At 58.1% G+C, this 17,571-nt stretch carries 16 protein-coding genes; 10 read left to right on the top strand and 6 right to left on the bottom strand.

The annotated features are described in order from the left end of the window. Positions 1-525 precede the first annotated feature (525 nt). From KSS97_RS28605 to KSS97_RS02530, 4 genes are all read left to right on the top strand, one after another. A complete protein-coding gene (locus KSS97_RS28605; RefSeq protein ID WP_217861018.1) occupies positions 526-915 on the top strand; it encodes an Imm50 family immunity protein in 390 nt (129 codons plus the stop codon). A gap of 204 nt (positions 916-1,119) precedes the next feature. Beyond that, positions 1,120-1,518 (top strand): hypothetical protein, encoded by a 399-nt coding sequence (locus tag KSS97_RS02540; RefSeq protein WP_225936082.1) that lies wholly within the window; start codon positions 1,120-1,122, stop codon positions 1,516-1,518. Between the two features lie 43 nt (positions 1,519-1,561). Beyond that, positions 1,562-1,987, top strand: coding sequence for a hypothetical protein (locus tag KSS97_RS02535; RefSeq protein WP_217861016.1), 426 nt, complete (start codon positions 1,562-1,564; stop codon positions 1,985-1,987). 208 nt (positions 1,988-2,195) lie between these two features. Next, positions 2,196-2,687 carry a DUF2247 family protein gene (locus KSS97_RS02530; protein WP_217861014.1) on the top strand — a complete coding sequence of 164 codons (492 nt, stop codon included), beginning with the start codon at positions 2,196-2,198 and terminating at the stop codon, positions 2,685-2,687. A gap of 60 nt (positions 2,688-2,747) precedes the next feature. On the opposite strand, the gene KSS97_RS02525 is transcribed toward KSS97_RS02530, so the two are convergent. The 6 genes from KSS97_RS02525 to KSS97_RS02500 form a co-directional block, all read right to left on the bottom strand. After that, positions 2,748-4,034, bottom strand: a complete 1,287-nt coding sequence (locus KSS97_RS02525; protein WP_217861012.1) for an OprD family porin — start codon at positions 4,032-4,034, stop codon at positions 2,748-2,750. 249 nt (positions 4,035-4,283) lie between these two features. After that, complete coding sequence (locus tag KSS97_RS02520) at positions 4,284-4,955, bottom strand: DsbA family protein (RefSeq protein ID WP_217861003.1); 672 nt, start codon at positions 4,953-4,955, stop codon at positions 4,284-4,286. A gap of 176 nt (positions 4,956-5,131) precedes the next feature. Next, positions 5,132-5,332: a hypothetical protein gene (locus KSS97_RS02515; protein WP_030141521.1), complete on the bottom strand. Its 201-nt coding sequence runs from the start codon at positions 5,330-5,332 to the stop codon at positions 5,132-5,134. Between the two features lie 243 nt (positions 5,333-5,575). After that, complete coding sequence (aguA, locus tag KSS97_RS02510; RefSeq protein WP_217861001.1) at positions 5,576-6,682, bottom strand: agmatine deiminase; 1,107 nt, start codon at positions 6,680-6,682, stop codon at positions 5,576-5,578. A gap of 3 nt (positions 6,683-6,685) precedes the next feature. Next, entirely contained in the window at positions 6,686-7,564 is an 879-nt protein-coding gene (aguB, locus tag KSS97_RS02505; RefSeq protein WP_217860999.1) for an N-carbamoylputrescine amidase, read from the bottom strand. Positions 7,565-7,816: 252 nt separating this feature from the next. Next, a complete protein-coding gene (locus KSS97_RS02500; RefSeq protein ID WP_217860998.1) occupies positions 7,817-10,729 on the bottom strand; it encodes an aminotransferase in 2,913 nt (970 codons plus the stop codon). A gap of 199 nt (positions 10,730-10,928) precedes the next feature. Between KSS97_RS02500 and rfbB the strand changes: the two genes are divergently transcribed. From rfbB to KSS97_RS02470, 6 genes are read left to right on the top strand one after another with little or no spacing between them, the layout of a single operon-like run. Beyond that, entirely contained in the window at positions 10,929-12,011 is a 1,083-nt protein-coding gene (rfbB, locus tag KSS97_RS02495; RefSeq protein WP_030141525.1) for a dTDP-glucose 4,6-dehydratase, read from the top strand. Further along, positions 12,008-12,883 (top strand): glucose-1-phosphate thymidylyltransferase RfbA, encoded by an 876-nt coding sequence (gene rfbA, locus KSS97_RS02490; protein ID WP_217860996.1) that lies wholly within the window; start codon positions 12,008-12,010, stop codon positions 12,881-12,883. Before rfbB ends, rfbA begins: the two co-directional genes overlap by 4 nt. Beyond that, a complete protein-coding gene (gene rfbC, locus KSS97_RS02485) occupies positions 12,880-13,425 on the top strand; it encodes a dTDP-4-dehydrorhamnose 3,5-epimerase (RefSeq protein ID WP_030141527.1) in 546 nt (181 codons plus the stop codon). The genes rfbA and rfbC overlap by 4 nt, the downstream gene beginning before the upstream one ends. Then, the gene (gene rfbD / locus KSS97_RS02480) at positions 13,422-14,303 is read left to right on the top strand and encodes a dTDP-4-dehydrorhamnose reductase (protein ID WP_030141528.1); all 882 of its coding nucleotides are present in this window, start codon (positions 13,422-13,424) and stop codon (positions 14,301-14,303) included. Before rfbC ends, rfbD begins: the two co-directional genes overlap by 4 nt. A gap of 36 nt (positions 14,304-14,339) precedes the next feature. After that, on the top strand, positions 14,340-16,148 hold the full coding sequence (locus tag KSS97_RS02475; RefSeq protein ID WP_030141529.1) for a sensor histidine kinase: 1,809 nt from the start codon (positions 14,340-14,342) through the stop codon (positions 16,146-16,148). After that, positions 16,145-17,533 (top strand): sigma-54-dependent transcriptional regulator, encoded by a 1,389-nt coding sequence (locus KSS97_RS02470; protein WP_030141530.1) that lies wholly within the window; start codon positions 16,145-16,147, stop codon positions 17,531-17,533. Before KSS97_RS02475 ends, KSS97_RS02470 begins: the two co-directional genes overlap by 4 nt. Positions 17,534-17,571 lie beyond the last annotated feature (38 nt).

Below are 17,571 nucleotides of genomic sequence, written 5' to 3'. Positions count from 1 at the left end.
AGCAAGAGGTTAAAATCCTGGACATATCATATAACAAACCAATCACCCCAGACATATGGGCATCACAATGAGCTATATAGCGAACGAAATCGATATTGCAATCAAAACCAATTTTCTACCGCACAAAAAATTAAGCACTCAGGCTGTCGAAAAATTAACATTGAAATTAATAGAATCGTTCTTGGTTTTTGGGACAAAAACCCTCGACCCGACAAATCTGAGAGCCCCTAAAAAAACGTATGACCCTGCTTTCTGGAACAAAATCGACAAGATAATTCATATACAAGCCCCCATACTAATAGTACAAGACACAAAAACTCACGGATGGGAGTTCGAAACCTCACGCGACTTGACGACATTATTGAGTGAAACCACCGGATATCCATTCTGGATCACCAGTAAAAATTTAAACTTCCTCACCTACATGGATGATCACGATTGCGTGTATACCAGTAAAGCCACACCCATATAGCGCAACAGTACAGGAAGCGCATTCGCCAGATAACATTCAGCGAGAAGTAAGCCATGTGGCCATATAACATTAAAAACAATGCACAGTGGATCTATGTATTTGGAAAAAACCACACACCAAAAAACATCAACATCTCTTATGCGATTTTTGAAAACCAATCAATGAGATTAAAATTAAACAGCCCAATAGAGCCCGACCACTGCCCCTCTAAATGGACCGACAAAGGGTACAATGAATTTGAATTCGAACTACTACTTGACCAGGTCAACTCAATTACCATCAACGAATTTAATTTTTCCGGCCCCATCTGCATATCCATTGAAAAGAACAAAACAGATCACGAAATCCACTTAAATACTTTAGACAAGTGCATAACGAAATGTACGGCGAGAGGCGTGTACATCTCCAACATAAAGGCCTATCACAATGACTACTCCGAATAGTGACCATCGAATGAAATCTTAAAAAATCATTGACACCCCAACAAATAATAAGCTAACCGTCAAGACAACCAAACAACAAGATAGCCTTTTACTTCAAGCCTTCAACGACACTTAACTTATAGAACTAAAAACCAAACATTTTCTGCTATGTAGCCCCTCGGCTTACAAAAACATAATGAAGTAATCTCTATATCAGGCGCATCAATGAACATAAACGATCAAGAACTCATTCCCAGAAAAGTATGGTGGGGCTTGGAAGCAAAATCGTACACCAGAATTGCACAGGAGTTGCCATCACCAGATGAAAAATCAAGAAAATGGAGCGCTATCTATGCGGTTTATCATTTAAATTTCGACGACAGATTCCCTGGCGACAGCTACTACGATTTTTTGGAGAACGCTCAAGGTTCGAGATATGTCGCAATTGAATTTACAATTCCAAAATTAACTTTTGAAATCAACGACGGTGTCGACGACCGTGACGTGACAATTACATATAGCCAAACAATGGACACAGAAGAGGAAATAAATGATTTCCTTACACACAAAGGAGTAGACCTACAGCTATTTACACCTCCATGGAGGTGCGACTACCCCTTATAGCAATTAGCCAACCTTAACTTAACCCCCCAAATGGATAACGCACATGATTGAAAATGAAACCACCACCAAATCAAACAACAAAAAAAACCATATTTCCAGAAAGGTATGGTGGGGCTTAGAAGCAAAATCGTACATCGAAATTGCACAGGAGCTGCCATCATCAGATGAAAGTTTAAGGAAATGGATCGCTATCTATGCGGTTTATCATTTAAATTTCGACAACAGGTTTCCTTGGCACCGTTACTACGAATTTTTGGAGAATGCTAAAGGATCGAGGTATGTCGCAATTGAATTTACAATTCCAAAATCAACTCTTGAAATCAATGACGGTATCGACACCAGTAACGTGACCATTATATATAGCCAAACAATGGATACAGAAGAGGAAATAAATGTTTTCCTAACGAACAAAGGAGTCGACCCGCAACTATTTACGCCTCCGTGGACGTGCGACTACCCGCTGGACTAACCACTGGCCTAGACAATGCGCACAAAAGGCCTCACTCAACGGCAAAAGGATTAAATCCTGGGCAAATCACACAACAAACCAACCACACGAGACATATTGGTATCACAACGAGCTATATAACGAATGAAATCAATATTGCAATCGAAATATAGCTCCCGAAGAAATCATTGCCCTTCGCCCATCAAAGTGTGATAAAACGATGCATTCTTTGTCTCTCGACGGCCATTACATCTATAAGCTAGCGCCTTGGTTAAGCTGGAGCGATCTTCTATATGGACTCGAACAAAACTATATAGATGAAAAGGAAATTTCAGATTACATCTGCTGCAGCTTGACGATCACACACCCTAAAGAGGCATATGAAATTGCGGTTACTCCGATAGAAAACCAGCACCTCATACATCAACTGCTAAGCACCCTGGCGAGCCAAAGCAAAGAAAAAACGACAAACACAACCGAACCCTGGCTATTCCTGTCCCTTTCTTTTTTATTTGACAATAAACATCTATACAACAACATTTATGAAGAACTAGAAATATTATATTCGGACTTCAACTATCCAGAGGAGCTAGCACCATTGATCCGCTACATGCCAGCATCGGATGGCACGGAAGGCTCCAAAGACTACCTGCTCAAAAATTGGAAAGCCGCTCTATCGCAGTATGAACAACTATTCGCAGAACGGCGAAACCCACAATAAAAAACCCCGGCCAATCGCCATGCCGGGGTTCCATGGAAGGCTTTTAAACCCCATCACCCATCAAAAAACATCAATCGGATAATCCACAAACACCCGCAGCTCATTACCGCTGACGTTGTACTCACTGGACTTCTGCGACACACGCAACACCGAACTGCGCAAGCGCACGCTCAGGTCCTTGGCCGGGCCGCCCTGGACGACGTATTTGAACTGGTTGAAGATTTCGCGCTCGGTACCGCCTTCGCTGGTGGAGGTGGTGATGTTGTCGCCGCGCACGTAGGCCACGTTATAGGTCAGGCCCGGGACGCCGAAGGTGGTGAAGTCCAGGCCGTAGCCCAACTGCCAGCTGCGTTCGTCTTCGGCGTTGAAGTCCGACCAGTAGGAGTTGGCCAGGTAGATGGTATTGCCGCCATCGCCGACACGATTCTGATCCCGTTGGTAGCCGCCGTAGGCGTAGCCGAGGTTGCTGTCGCCGGTACTGCGCTGGTGGGCGAGCGTGAAGCTGTGCGGACCGGTGGCGAAGGTGGCCGCCAGGCTCCAGATCTTGTTGTCGTCGCCGGTGACGTTGTTTTCCCGCACGTAGCTGTTATCCAGCTTGGTGCGATAGCCGTTGAAGTCCAGGGTCAGGGATTGGTCCTTGGCCAGCGGGAATACGTAGTTGGCGTTCACGTATTGTTTCTTCAGCACGTCCTCGACGTCGGAGGCGTAGAGCGAAGCCTTGAACTGTTCGGTGAATTGATAGCTGCCGCCCAGGACGTTGATCGACTTCAAGCCACCGCTGTCACGGCCTTCGGCGCTTTTCCGCGACTCGGCGGTGAAGCGGCCGGCGTTCAGTTCGAGTCCTTTGATTTCCTTGGAAGTGATCAGCGTGCCGGTGTAGCTTTCCGGCAGCAGGCGTCCGTTGTCATAACTCAATACGGGCAGCGCCGGCATCTGGTCGCCGTAGGCCAGTACGGTGTTGGAGACGCGGAACTTCACCGCGGCACCGAACTTGGACAGGTCATCGGCCGCATTGCCGCTGTCGCCTTTCTTGAAGAAATCGATGCCTTGCGCACCCGTGCGTCCTTTGCCACCGTCCAGACGCAACGCATACAAGCCGAATGCATCCACACCCACGCCCACCGTGCCTTGGGTGAAGCCGGACGAGAACGTACCGATGGCCGCCTGGCCCCATTCGGCCTTGTCCTCGTTACCGTCCTTGTAGTCACGGCTGATGTAGGCGTTGCGCAACAGCACTTTCAAGCTGCTGTCTTCAACGAAGCCCTTGGACTCAGCCTGGTCGTTGGCCATGGCGTGTGTGGCGCTCAATATCCCCAGTGCGATCAAACTGATGCGCTTGTTCAACATGATTATTTTCCTTATACGGGTTGATTCGCACTGCAACCGGCAACCGGAATGGCGCTTTTGCGCTCTTTATTCGGACTCTTGCTCCTGAAAATAATGAAAAGGCCCGCCCACGATGATCGTGTCGGGCCCTTTTATTATTTAAGAGTCATGGCTGTTGGCCACAGGCGTGGACGAATCCTAGTCGCGCCATGAACCCTGTGTCAATTTCGTGAATCATCTGTGATTAGGCGAAAAACGTCTAAGAACAGATCAGTTTGAACAACCGTCCAAGCCACAGACCGCTGCGGGTGCAGAATCGTGCAATGGCGTGGCTTGCTTCAGCCATTGGGCGAACGCCTCGGGCTTGCCCAGCCAGGGACCGATATCGATCAGCGTCAGCCGGCCGTCCCGCTCCAGGGCGAGCGTCGGGAAACCCTGCCCGCCAACCTTGGCCAACAAGGCCCGGCTTGTAACGAAATGCGCTTGCACATCGACTTCGATGAATGAACGCCGGAATGCCTCGGCCTCGAAGCCGATGGAGTTGGCCAATGCCAACAGCACCGTTTCGTCAGCTATTCGCCGGCCTTCAACGTAATGGGCCGTTTGCAAGCGCTCCAATAACGCCAGGCCTCGGCCCTCGAGCTGTTCAGCCGCAAGAACCGCCGCAGTCGGAGGCGCAGAGTCGAAGACCGCCTCCTCGTCCCGCAAAAGCCCCTCGAAATAAGCCTCGCCAAACGGCTGCCCGGTGTATTCAGCGATTCTCCGGTCATGGGGCATCACGTAATTGCGCAACTGGGCGGAGACTTTCTGGCGATTAGCGCCGGTCATCATGCCGCCGCCATGGGCAATAACCGGCAATACTGTCCTGGCGGCCTGGATCAGCGGCTTGGCGCCGTAGCACCAGCCGCACAGTGGATCATAGATATAGTGAAGTTGGGTCATGAAGACTTCCGCCGAGGCTTTGGTTTCTGTAGCGGCAGGTTAGCCTTGGAGGACCGCGCGGAAAAACGCCGGAATGGTGTTCAGTCTGTTTCGTGGATCGGTCGAATCCGTGGGAAATTCACAGGCATAAAAAAACGCCGCCCTTTCGAGCAGCGCCTTGATCAATCCGTTGAATTCTATCCTTGCATCACATCCCACAACGCTTCCATTTCCGCCTCGCTGAACAGGCCAGCGGGGTAGCGCTCCATGATCGTCCGGCGCGGATCAGGCTCTCTGATCTGACGCGTTCCATTGGACTTCAACCACTGCGCCACGGCTTGGAGCGACTCACCATTAACGGCCAAAGGATGGCATGTGCGCTCGCTTATCATGTTCATTCCAGCGCCCTCCTGGTTGATGAGCGGCCAATTTATCCGAGGTTTATGACAAAACAACGCAGCTCCTCTCTTCAGAACCGCCTGTATGCCGATACAAGAGCTATGCCAATGTCATCACGTCGGCAACAAGCCAGACACAAAAAAGCCCGCGCTCCAATTGGGGCGCGGGCTTGCTCTGCATGGATCCAAAAACAGCGGCACCGGGCCGCTGCGATTGATATCACCAGGCTGTTACATAGCCACTCATTTCATGCGCGGCGCCGGTTGTTGTTGGGTAAGGCAATGGATGTTTCCGCCCCCCAGTAACAGTTCCCGTCCCGGCACCATGACGACTTCATGCTGCGGAAACAGCGTCTGCAGGATCTCCCTGGCCGTAGCGTCCAGCGGGTCGTCGAAACTCGGCGCGATAATGCCGCCGTTGACGATCAGGAAGTTCACATAGGAGCCCGCCAGTCGCACGCTCGGATTGCGCTCCTGGGAACCTTCTACCGCGTCCACGCCGGCACATTCTTCTTCGGTGGCATACAACGGCCCGGGGATCGGCATTTTATGCACCGTGAACGGGCGGCCCTTGGCGTCGGTGCTGTTTTGCAGGACATTCATGGCCGCTTGGCAACGGGCGTAGTTCGGGTCCTGCGGATCGTCGGTCCAGGCGAGCAACACTTCACCCGGGCGCACGTAGCAGCAGAAGTTATCCACATGACCGTCGGTTTCGTCATTGAACAGACCGTCCGGCAGCCAGATGACTTTATCCACAGCCAATTGAGCGCCGAGTACGGCCTCGATCTCTTCGCGGCTCATGTGCGGGTTGCGATTGCGGTTTAGCAGGCATTCCTCGGTGGTGATCACGGTGCCTTCACCGTCGACATGGATCGAGCCGCCTTCGAGCACGAAACCTTCGGTGCGGTAACGCGGGCTACGCTCGATTTCCAGGATCTTGCCGGCCACTTGCGAATCGCGGTTCCACGGCGAATACAGGCCACCGTCGAAACCACCCCAGGCGTTGAAATCCCAATCGACACCGCGTATTTCACCGTTGTCGTTGATGACAAACGTCGGGCCCGTATCGCGGACCCACGCGTCGTCGCTGGACATTTCTACCAGGCGGATATTCGGCACATCGAGGCGCGCCCGGGCGTTTTCATATTGGGCTGCGGACACCGCCACGGTCACCGGTTCGAAGCGGGCGATGGCCTTGGCCACCGCTACATGGGCGGCCTGCGCGGGCTTGCCGCCCAGGCGCCAGTTGTCCGGGCGCTCGGGCCAGATCATCCAGACCTGGCTCTGGGTCGCCCACTCGGCAGGCATGTGGAAACCGTCCGCGCGCGGAGTGCTATGCAAAGTTGTCATCAATCAGGACTCCAATGAGCCGTCGAGGGTTTTGATCGCGCCGTACAGGTTCGGCCGCCGATCACGGAAAGTGCCCCAGGCACTGCGAATGTGTTCCAGCTCGTCGAGGTCAAAGCTGTGTACTAGCACACCTTCTTCGGTTTCGTTCAGTTCCTGGACTTTTTCACCGAACTGATTGGCGATGAACGACGAGCCGTAGAATGTGATGTCGTAGCCATCCTGCTCTTCATTGCCGATGCGATTGCTCGCCACCAGCGGCATCAGGTTGGCGCCCGCATGGCCTTGTTGAACGCGTTGCCAGTGGTCACGCGACGAGATGGTCTTGTCGTGCGGCTCACTGCCGATGGCGGTCGGGTACAGCAGGATTTCCGCGCCTTGCAGCGCCATGCTGCGGGCGCATTCCGGAAACCACTGGTCCCAGCAGATGCCTACGCCAATTTTTGCGTAGCGGGTATTCCACACTTTGAAACCGGTATCGCCAGGATTGAAGTAGTACTTTTCATGGTAGCCAGGACCGTCCGGAATGTGGCTCTTGCGATAGACGCCCAGGTTCCGCCCGTCGGCATCGATGATCGCAATACTGTTGAAGCGCGCACGACCGGCCAGTTCAAAAAAACTGATGGGCAACACGACTTGCAATTCTTCGGCGACTTTCTGGAAATGCTTGATGGCAACGTTGTCGTCAACCGAAGTCGCCAGCTGCAAGTAGTCCGGGTTCGGCTTCTGGCAGAAGTATGGCGTCTCGAACAACTCCTGGATCAGGATGACCTGCGCGCCTTGGACGGCCGCTTGGCGAACCAGCTTCTCGGCGGTCTCGATATTGGCTTCGAGATCCCAGGAGCAGGCCATTTGAGTAGCGGCTACGGTAACGATACGACTCATGAATCATCTCCTGGGCGATGGACAGAGGCGTCTTTATAGCCGATAAAAATCGGCTTTTAAAGGAAATAAAATCAAAAACCCTATAATCAAGACTTAAAATCCCGACAAAAATCGACTTTAAGAGCACCGAAAAACCTGTGGGAGCGAGCTTGCTCGCGATAGCGGTAGGCCAACCAAATCACTATCGGCCTTGAACCGCTCATCGCGAGCAAGCTCGCTCCCACAGGGGAACAGCGTGGCGTGTCAGATTGGCTACAACCCCTCCTCCAATACCTTCGCCAGCATATCGACGAAGAAATCCACACTTTGACGGCTGGTGACCATCGGCGGCTTGATCTTGAGGACGTTCAAGTAATCACCGGTCGGTTGCATGAAAATGCCCAGCTCCCTCAAGCGATTGCACAGCGCCGTGGTTTCTTCGGTGGCCGGCTCCAGGGTGTCGCGGTTGCGGATCAGCTCCACGCCCAGGTAGAAGCCCGAACCATGCACCGCTCCGACCAACGGATACTGGTCGATCAAGGCTTCCAGTCGGGCCTTGAAATGTCCGCCGACCACCCGGGCGTTTTCCCAGAGGTTTTCTTCCTCCATGACATCCAGCACGGCCATGCCGATCTGGCAGCTGACCGGACTGCCGCCGGCAGACGAGAAGAAATACCCTTCGGCTTCCAGCGCCTCGGCGATCTCCCGGCGGGTGATGACGGCACCCAACGGCTGGCCGTTGCCCATGCCCTTGGCCATGGTGATGATGTCCGGCACCACGCCTTGCTCTTCGAAGCCCCAGAAAAACTCGCCCATGCGCCCGTAGCCAACCTGCACCTCGTCGGCGATGCAGACGCCACCACGCTCGCGCACCATGGCGTAGACCTGTTTAAGATACCCCGGCGGCAGCGCGATGCCACCGGCGTTGCCGTATACCGGTTCGCAGATGAAGCCGGCGAGCTGGCGTTTCTGCTCGGCGATTTTCGCCAGGTTGTGTTCGACGCTGCGCACGTAGTCCGGCGCACTGTCGGCCCCACGGAATTCACCGCGATACGTGTTCGGCGCCGTGACCGGATGCACCCAATCCGGACGACTGCTGAGGGCCTTTGGATTGTCGGCGATGGACGTCGAGACCGCGTCTGCCGCCACCGACCAGCCGTGGTACGCCTCCAGCACGCTGAGCATGTCGCGCCCGCCGCTGTAGGCCCAGGCCAGGCGGATCGCCAGGTCGTTGGCCTCGGTGCCGCTGTTGACCAGGAACACGCGATCCATGTTCGACGGCGCCAGCGCCAACAGACGTTCGGAGAACTCGGCGATCGCCGCGTAGTGGAAGCGCGAGTTGGTATTGAGCAGCGACCACTGCCGCGCCGCTACCGCCGCCATGCGCGGATGACCATGGCCCAGCACCGCGACGTTGTTGAGCATGTCGAGGTAGGAGCGGCCTTGCATGTCGATCAGGTGGTTGCGCCAGCCGCGCTCGATGCGCGGTGGATCGACGTAGTAGTGCTTCTGCGAACGGGCAAAACTCGCATCGCGACGGGCCAGCAGCGCCTCGGGATCGATTTCCGGCTCGGCATCACACGCCAGCCCCAGCAGGGCCGCGGGGGACGGGCATAGCGCTTGCCACGCTTGCGCCCGCGACGGCGAGCAGAACAGCGGGGGATTCAAATGCGCGCCCCGGCACAGTTGGACCCGCAACGGCCCGGTCACTTCGCCGATCACCTGCCCCTTGACCAGCGCGGCCCCGGGCAGCAACGACGATGCCACGCCCCACAGGCACACGCTCAACTGCGGGCCATCGAGCCGCAGCAGGCCATCGACGCCCTTGTGCACCACGCCGGCGAAGGGTGACTCCAGTGGTGCGCCTTGCGGTACGTGCAATTCGACATGCAGCGGATAAGTATCGGGCTCGACGGCGTTGTCTGGCTGGGTGCGGGATAAGCGGTACTGGCCGTAACGGCTGGCCGCCAGACCGTGTACGGCGGCGGCTTCGCTCAACAGGCGTTGGTCGATTCCCGCCTGCTCCCAGTTACCGGCCTCGAAATGCGGGCTGAGGACGCCGAGATCGATCAAGGCAAAGTCGCGCCCCACCAGCGTCGGCAACAGCGGCGCGAAGCCCTCGTTGGCAACGGGCGGCAGGCTATGGCCGGCGGCAGTGAGAATCGCCGTCTCCATCAGCTCAAGCGGCACGGAACGGGCGACGTTGAAGATTTCCCACTCATGTTCAAGATTGTCACGGGAGTATTGGTTGTCCGGGTCGATCGCGACTTGTTGTTCACCGCTGAGTACCAGCACAGCGGCGCGGGCCACGATCAACGGCCAGAGCGCCAGGAGTTCTTCGCGCAGCAACGGATTGGTCGAGTGATAGGCCTTGATCGCGGGCAGGATGAAAAACGGATCGCCATCGGCATGGTGCAGCAGCGCTGCACAGGTCACCGACAGGTCGGTGATGCGCCAGGTGCGGATCAAGTCGCCAAAATCAATCACGCCCTGCATCTGCCACTGGCGCTGGGCGTCGCGCTGCCAGACCACGTTGTCATCCGTGATGTCCATGTGGATCGCCTGTATTGACAGGCTGGCCTTGAGTGGCTGCAAGCGTCGTTCGGCCTGTTGCGCGACGTCGGCGATCAATTGGCGCCGCTGGTCATCCTGGATGACAGGCAGCAGGTGGTCGATCAACGCCGGGGCATGGCGCGCATCCCATTGCAGGGTGCGCTCCAGGCCCGGATGATCGAAGGTGGCAAGGGCCAGGTTCATCTCCGCACACAGCCGTCCCAACCCGGTTACCAGGTCCGGGGTCAAGTGCTTGAGCTGGGTCAGGGATTGGCCGTCGATGTATTCCAGCAGGCGTACATGGACCGTTTGTCCGGCGACTTCAAGCGTCAACAGATCCTCGCCACTGCTGGCCGCGATAACCGCTGGCACCTTCACCGCGCCGTGCCCGGCCAGCGCCTTCAAGGCCGCATGCTGGGCCTGGAGTTCCTGGATGGCGTAGTCACCATGGCAAATCTTCAGCACATACCGGCCGCGCTCGCTATCTACGCGGTAGTTGAGGTCCTGGTGGCTGCCGAGGGGTCGCAGGTCGCCGCTGAGTCCGTAATTCAAGCGCAACAGCACCAACGCCTGTTCGGCGCTGATCTGTGGGCTTGGCAAACTGGCACGGTGAACCAACGTAGCGAGCGGCATACAACGACCCCTGTGTGGTTTTGTTTTGGATGCCTATCACGCCATTGAGTCGGGGGAATTAGCAACCCCTTCTTTTTGCTCCGCCGATAGCCCGCCTGCCATGACGCGCTCCTTGCGGATATTCGCTTGCACCCTCTTCGTCATGCCGACAAGCTATGCTCCATCGCTGTATCGTCTTATCGAAAAAAGGCTTAACCGGATGCGCATTCTCATTACCGGCGGCGCCGGCTTCATCGGCTCGGCTTTAATACGACATTTGATTGGCCATACTGACCATCAGGTCCTGAACCTCGACAAACTGACCTACGCTGGCAACCTGGAGTCGCTGAGCAGCATCGATCACGATAGCCGCTACGAGTTCGTGCAGGCCGACATCGTCGACCAACCGACGATCAGCGCGGTGCTGGGGCGATTCAAACCTGACGCCATCATGCACCTGGCCGCAGAATCCCATGTGGACCGCTCCATCGACGGTCCGGCGGATTTCATCCAGACCAATATCGTCGGCACCTACAGCCTGCTGGAAGCCACCCGTGCCTATTGGCAAACCCTGGCCGAACCGCAAAAGCGGGCGTTTCGCTTCCACCACATTTCCACCGACGAAGTGTATGGCGACCTGCATGGCGTGGATGACCTGTTCACCGAAACCACCGCCTACGCCCCAAGCTCGCCGTATTCGGCCAGCAAGGCGGCGTCCGACCATCTGGTCCGCGCCTGGCAACGTACGTATGGCCTGCCCGTGCTGCTGACCAACTGCTCGAATAACTACGGACCCTTTCACTTCCCCGAAAAGCTGATTCCGCTGGTGATCCTCAACGCCCTGGCCGGTAAACCGCTGCCGGTGTATGGCGATGGGCTGCAAGTGCGCGACTGGCTGTTCGTCGAGGACCACGCGCGGGCGCTGCTCAAAGTCGTCACCGAAGGGGTGGTCGGTGAGACCTACAACATCGGCGGCCACAATGAACAAAAGAACATCGACGTGGTGCGCAACATCTGTGCACTCCTTGAAGAGCTGGCGCCGCACAAGCCCGCGGGCGTCGAGCACTACGCCGACCTGATCACCTTCGTCAAGGATCGTCCCGGCCACGACCTGCGCTACGCCATCGATGCCGGCAAGATCGAACGGGAGCTGGGCTGGACACCATCGGAAACCTTCGAGAGCGGACTGCGCAAGACCGTGCAGTGGTACCTCGAAAACCTGTCGTGGTGCCGGCGCGTCCAGGATGGCAGTTATCAGGGCGAGCGCCTGGGCTCACTCGACAACAAGGATACGATTGCATGATGAAAGGCATTGTTCTGGCCGGCGGTTCCGGTACGCGGCTGCACCCGATTACCCTCGGGGTTTCGAAACAACTGCTGCCGATCTACGACAAACCGATGATCTATTATCCAATCTCGGTGCTGATGCTCGCTGGCATCAAGGAAATCCTGATCATCTCCACCCCACTGGACTTGCCGCAATATCGCAACCTGCTGGGCGATGGTTCTCAGTTCGGCGTGCATTTCAGCTACGCCGAACAGCCCGCCCCCGACGGACTGGCCCAGGCATTCCTGATTGGCGAGCAATTCATTGGCAGCGACCCGGTGTGCTTGATCCTCGGCGACAACATCTTTCACGGCCAGCATTTCGGCGAGCAGTTGCAGACCGCCGTAAATCGCGAGCGCGGTGCGACGGTGTTCGGTTATTGGGTCAAGGACCCCGAGCGTTTCGGCGTGATCGACTTCGACCCTGAAGGATGCGCCGTTTCCATCGAAGAAAAACCCACCGAGCCCAAGTCCAGCTATGCGGTGACCGGCCTGTATTTCTATGACAACGATGTCATACAGATCGCCAAGACCATCAAGCCGTCCAAACGAGGCGAACTGGAGATTACCGACGTCAACAACGCTTACCTGCAACGCGGAGATTTGCATGTCGAGCGGTTTGGACGTGGTTTTGCCTGGCTGGATACCGGTACCCATGACAGCCTGCTGGAGGCCTCGCAATACGTACAGACCATTGAGCATCGACAGGGCTTGAAGGTCGCGTGCCTGGAAGAAATCGCTTACCAGCAGGGTTGGGTCAGTCGAGAGCACGTTCTTGCGCGCGCCCAATATTTTGGCAAGACCGGTTACGGCCAGTACCTGTTCAAGATCGCCGGAGAGACACGTTGAACGTCATCGCCACGCGCCTGCCGGACGTCCTGATCATCGAGCCGAAGGTCTTCGGCGACGAACGCGGCTTTTTCTATGAAAGCTTCAACGCCCAGGCGTTCGCCGAGGCCACTGGCCGCGTGGTGCAGTTCGTCCAGGACAATCATTCGCGTTCCGCCAAGGGCGTGCTGCGCGGCCTGCATTACCAGATCGAACATTCCCAGGGGAAACTGGTGCGCGTCACCGAAGGTGAGGTCCTGGACGTTGCGGTGGACATTCGCCGCAGCTCCCCGACTTTCGGCCAGTGGACAAGCGTACGCCTGTCGGGACAGAACCATCGGCAGCTGTGGATTCCACCAGGATTCGCCCATGGATTCGTGGTGCTGAGCGAGTCAGCCGATTTTCTCTACAAGACCACCGATTACTACGCCCCATCAGCCGAACGCTGCATTCGCTGGGACGATCCGGAACTGGCGATCGACTGGGAACTGCAGGGCGCGCCGATCCTGTCCGCCAAGGATCAGGCCGGCAGCGCCCTTCGCGAGGCCGACCTGTTCCCATGAATTCCTCCTTGCGCATCCTGATCATCGGCCAGAACGGCCAGGTCTCCCAGGCCTTGCAAAAGCGCCTCGCGGCCGTGGGCGAATTGATCGTGCTGGGCAGTAGCCAGCTCGACATGGCGCGCACGGATGACATCCGCGCGCCTATCGATGCATTGCGGCCCGACCTGATCATCAATGCCGCCGCCCACACCGCCGTCGACCAGGCCGAAAGCGAAGCGGAGCGGGCGTTTGCCATCAACGCCACGGCACCGGGCGTGCTCGCCCGGGCGGCGCTTGGGCTGGGCGTTCCACTGTTTCACTACTCCACCGACTATGTCTTTGACGGTCGCAAGCCCGAGCCCTACACCGAAGACGATGCGCCCAACCCCCTGAGCGTCTACGGTCGCAGCAAACTGGCGGGCGAAGAGGTCATCCGCGAGGCTGGCGGGCAGCATCTGATCCTGCGCACCAGTTGGGTGTATTCCAATGCGGGGCGTAACTTCCTGCTGACCATGCAACGCCTGCTCCAAGAAAAACCCCACCTGCGGGTGGTGGCCGATCAGATCGGCGCACCGACCTGGGCCGGTACCATTGCCGACAGCACCGCAAAGTTGATAGAGCGCTGGCAGGCCGGACAGTGCGGAGCCTGGGGCACTTATCATCTGACGGCCCAGGGCCAGACGTCATGGTTCGGCTTCGCCCAGGCCATCGGTGAAAACCTGGTGGAGCAGCACAAACCTTGCGCCGTGCTTGAGCCAATCCCCTCCAGCGAGTACCCGACACCGGCACCGCGCCCGCTGAATTCGCGGCTCGATTGCACGCGCCTGCTCCGGGAATGGAGGGTGAGCCAGCCAGACTGGCGAAGCGCTTTGCGACAGTGCCTTGCCGGACAAGCCTAGGCATAATGCGTCTGTAACCACAGGCGCATCCTGCTCATGAATTCCACCCTCCCCCGCAGACCCCGTTGGCGCAGCCTGGCCTTGCTCGCATTGTGCCTGGCGCCTTTGCTGTGGCCGCTGGAGCATCTGGCCGAGCGGTATTACCGCAGCGAGCTGGCCGGACAGAATCGCCAGACGCTCGATCTTTACGTCGCGAACCTGCTGGGCACCCTGCATCGCTATGAAGTGCTGCCGCAGATTCTCGGTGAACTGCCGGCCCTGCGCGCGGCCCTGTCGGCACCGGACGATGGCGTCACCCAGGGCAACGCCAACCGGCTGCTGAAAAACATCAGCGCCCAGACCGGCGCCGAAGTCATGTACTTGATGGACACCACGGGCAAGACCCTGGCGGCGTCGAACTGGGACAAGCACGACAGCTTCGTCGGCCGCAATTTCGCTTTTCGCCCTTACTACATCGAAGCCATGGCCGGACGCCTGGGACGCTTCTTCGGCCTGGGCACCACATCGGGCAAGCGCGGTTATTTCTTTGCCGCCGCCGTCCGCGACCGTGAGAAAGTCATCGGCGTGCTGGTGGTCAAGGTTGACCTGGACCACACCGAAAGCCTCTGGGGCAAGACCCCGGAGCAACTGCTGGTGACTGACCCCAATGGCGTGGTCATCCTCACCTCGCGCCAGGAATGGCGCTTCCGCTCGACCCGCCCCTTGAGCGATGCGGAAAGCAAGGCGATCAGCGCGATACAACCCTACCCGACACGCGACCCCAAGCCGCTGAACCTCGACGCCAGCGCCTGGCTGCCCCAGACCCAGACCATCGAAGAAACAGGCTGGAGCGTCAGCATCCTCGCCCCGCGCACCCTGATCGATCGTCCGGTGCGCACGGTGGTGATCATCGGCGGCGCAGCGCTCCTGGTCTTGATGCTGTTGCTCGGCCTGATGATGCAGCGCAGGCGCCATTACCTGGACCGCATCGCCTTCGAGGCCAAGGCTCGCCACGAACTGGAAGGCCGGGTCGCGGAACGCACCAGCGACCTTGAAGGCCTTAACCGGCGCCTAAAGCAGGAGGTCCTGGAGCGCGAGCACGCCCAGCAGGAACTGGTCCGGGCCCAGGATGACCTGGTCCAGGCCGGCAAGCTGTCGGCACTCGGCACCATGTCGGCCAGCATCAGCCATGAACTCAACCAGCCGTTGGCGGCGATTCGAAGCTATGCCGAAAACGCCGAGGTATTGCTCGACCACCAGCGTACCGAAGATGCCCGTGGCAATCTCAGGTTGATCAACGAACTGACCGGGCGCATGGCGTCGATCATTGCCCACTTGCGCGCCTTCGCCCGTCGCGACCGCCATGCGCCAGAAAGTGTCGCCTTGCAACCGGCGCTGGACGATGCCTTGGCGTTACTCGCCAAACGGCGGCGGAGCATGGAAGTGGAACTGATCCGCGACCTGCCGGCCGCCACACTGTGGGTCGAGGCCGGCGAAACGCGCTTGCGCCAGGTGCTGGGTAACCTCCTGGCAAACGCCCTGGATGCGCTGACCGAAAAAGGCCCGCCACGTAAACTCTGGCTCAGTGCCCAGGCGACCGAAACCGGCGTCAACCTGTACATCCGCGATAACGGCCCGGGGTTTTGCATGGAAGCCCTCGGCCGCGCCGGCGAGCCGTTCTACACCACCAAGACCCGTACCCAGGGGCTTGGCCTGGGGCTGGCGATCTGCGACACCCTGATGCGCGCCTTTGGCGGCGAGCTGTTGTTCGCCAACCACAAGGAAGGCGGCGCCCTGATCACCCTGAAGCTGCGCGCGGGCGCGCCCGGGGTAAGCCTGCAACCCTCCGAGGACCGTAGTGTATGACCATCGACAACCAGATTGAGGTGGTGCTGATCGACGACGATCCCCATCTGCGTCAGGCCTTGAGCCAGACCCTCGACCTGGCCGGGCTGAAAATCCTGCCCCTGGGCGAGGCCAATGGCCTGGCCGCGCAATTGCCCCGCGACTGGCCGGGCGTGGTGGTCAGCGACATTCGCATGCCAGGCATGGACGGCCTTGAGCTGCTAAGTCAACTGCACGCCCAGGATCCGGAACTGCCGGTGCTGTTGATCACCGGTCACGGCGATGTGCCGCTCGCCGTGCAGGCCATGCGTGCTGGCGCGTACGACTTCCTGGAGAAACCGTTCGCCAGCGATCATCTGCTCGACAGCGTTCGCCGAGCCCTGGCCTTGCGCCGCCTGGTCCTGGACAACCGCAGCCTGCGGCTGGCCCTGAGCGACCGCCACGAACTCAGCGCCCGGCTGGTGGGCCAGTCGTCACCCATGTTGCGCCTGCGCGAGCAGATCGGAGCCCTGGCAGCGACCCGCGCCGATGTGCTGATCCTCGGTGAAACCGGCGCCGGCAAGGAAGTGGTCGCCCGCGCCCTGCACGACCTTTCCAGCCGGCGCAACGGGCCATTCGTGGCCATCAATGCCGGTGCCTTGGCGGAGTCGGTGGTGGAGAGCGAATTGTTCGGCCACGAACCCGGCGCCTTTACCGGCGCGCAGAAACGCCGTATCGGCAAATTCGAGTTCGCCAACGGTGGCACGTTGTTCCTCGATGAAATCGAAAGCATGAGCCTGGACGTACAGGTCAAGTTGCTTCGCCTGCTGCAAGAACGCGTGGTGGAACGGCTGGGTGGCAATCAGCAGATCCCGCTGGATATCCGCATCATTGCCGCGACCAAGGAAGACCTGCGCCAGGCCGCCGATCAGGGGCGGTTCCGCGCCGACTTGTATTACCGCCTGAACGTCGCGCCACTGCGCATACCACCGTTGCGCGAACGAGGTGAGGACGTGTTGTTGCTGTTCCAATATTTCGCCGACGAGGCCAGCGCCCGCCACGGCCTGCCGCCCCACGAGCTGCAACCGGCCCATCGGGCGCTGCTGCTGCGCCATGGCTGGCCGGGCAACGTGCGCGAGTTGCAGAACGCCGCCGAACGTTTTGCCCTGGGCCTGGAATTGGCCTTGGATAACAGCGCGCCGGAAAGTCATCCAGGCACGCCGATGGAAGTGGTCAGCGGCGGCTTGAGCGAGCAGGTGGAGAACTTCGAAAAGACCCTGATCGCCGCCGAGCTGGCCCGCCCACACAGTTCGGTACGCAGCCTTGCCGAAGCATTGGGCATCCCGCGCAAGACCCTGCACGACAAGCTGCGCAAGCATGGGCTGGCCTTCGATAGCAGCCATGGCCCGGCCGAAGAGTCTGATTGAATGCCCGCCCATCTTCCCTTTCAAGCAAGAGGCCCAGC

This window comes from Pseudomonas alvandae (assembly GCF_019141525.1).
Taxonomy (GTDB): domain Bacteria; phylum Pseudomonadota; class Gammaproteobacteria; order Pseudomonadales; family Pseudomonadaceae; genus Aquipseudomonas; species Aquipseudomonas alvandae.
Note: the sequence above shows the minus strand (reverse complement) of the source record. Positions and strands in the feature narration are given on the sequence as shown.

Excerpts from the sequence above, each read along its gene's own strand:
- KSS97_RS02520 (WP_217861003.1), bottom strand. The coding sequence starts at position 4,955 with ATGACCCAACTTCACTATATCTATGATCCACTGTGCGGCTGGTGCTAC.
- aguA (WP_217861001.1), bottom strand. The coding sequence starts at position 6,682 with ATGACAACTTTGCATAGCACTCCGCGCGCGGACGGTTTCCACATGCCT.
- KSS97_RS02535 (WP_217861016.1), top strand. The coding sequence starts at position 1,562 with ATGATTGAAAATGAAACCACCACCAAATCAAACAACAAAAAAAACCAT.
- rfbB (WP_030141525.1), top strand. The coding sequence starts at position 10,929 with ATGCGCATTCTCATTACCGGCGGCGCCGGCTTCATCGGCTCGGCTTTA.
- KSS97_RS02515 (WP_030141521.1), bottom strand. The coding sequence starts at position 5,332 with ATGAACATGATAAGCGAGCGCACATGCCATCCTTTGGCCGTTAATGGT.
- KSS97_RS02500 (WP_217860998.1), bottom strand. The coding sequence starts at position 10,729 with ATGCCGCTCGCTACGTTGGTTCACCGTGCCAGTTTGCCAAGCCCACAG.
- rfbA (WP_217860996.1), top strand. The coding sequence starts at position 12,008 with ATGATGAAAGGCATTGTTCTGGCCGGCGGTTCCGGTACGCGGCTGCAC.
- KSS97_RS28605 (WP_217861018.1), top strand. The coding sequence starts at position 526 with ATGTGGCCATATAACATTAAAAACAATGCACAGTGGATCTATGTATTT.
- KSS97_RS02475 (WP_030141529.1), top strand. The coding sequence starts at position 14,340 with ATGAATTCCACCCTCCCCCGCAGACCCCGTTGGCGCAGCCTGGCCTTG.
- KSS97_RS02470 (WP_030141530.1), top strand. The coding sequence starts at position 16,145 with ATGACCATCGACAACCAGATTGAGGTGGTGCTGATCGACGACGATCCC.
- aguB (WP_217860999.1), bottom strand. The coding sequence starts at position 7,564 with ATGAGTCGTATCGTTACCGTAGCCGCTACTCAAATGGCCTGCTCCTGG.
- KSS97_RS02525 (WP_217861012.1), bottom strand. The coding sequence starts at position 4,034 with ATGTTGAACAAGCGCATCAGTTTGATCGCACTGGGGATATTGAGCGCC.
- KSS97_RS02540 (WP_225936082.1), top strand. The coding sequence starts at position 1,120 with ATGAACATAAACGATCAAGAACTCATTCCCAGAAAAGTATGGTGGGGC.
- rfbD (WP_030141528.1), top strand. The coding sequence starts at position 13,422 with ATGAATTCCTCCTTGCGCATCCTGATCATCGGCCAGAACGGCCAGGTC.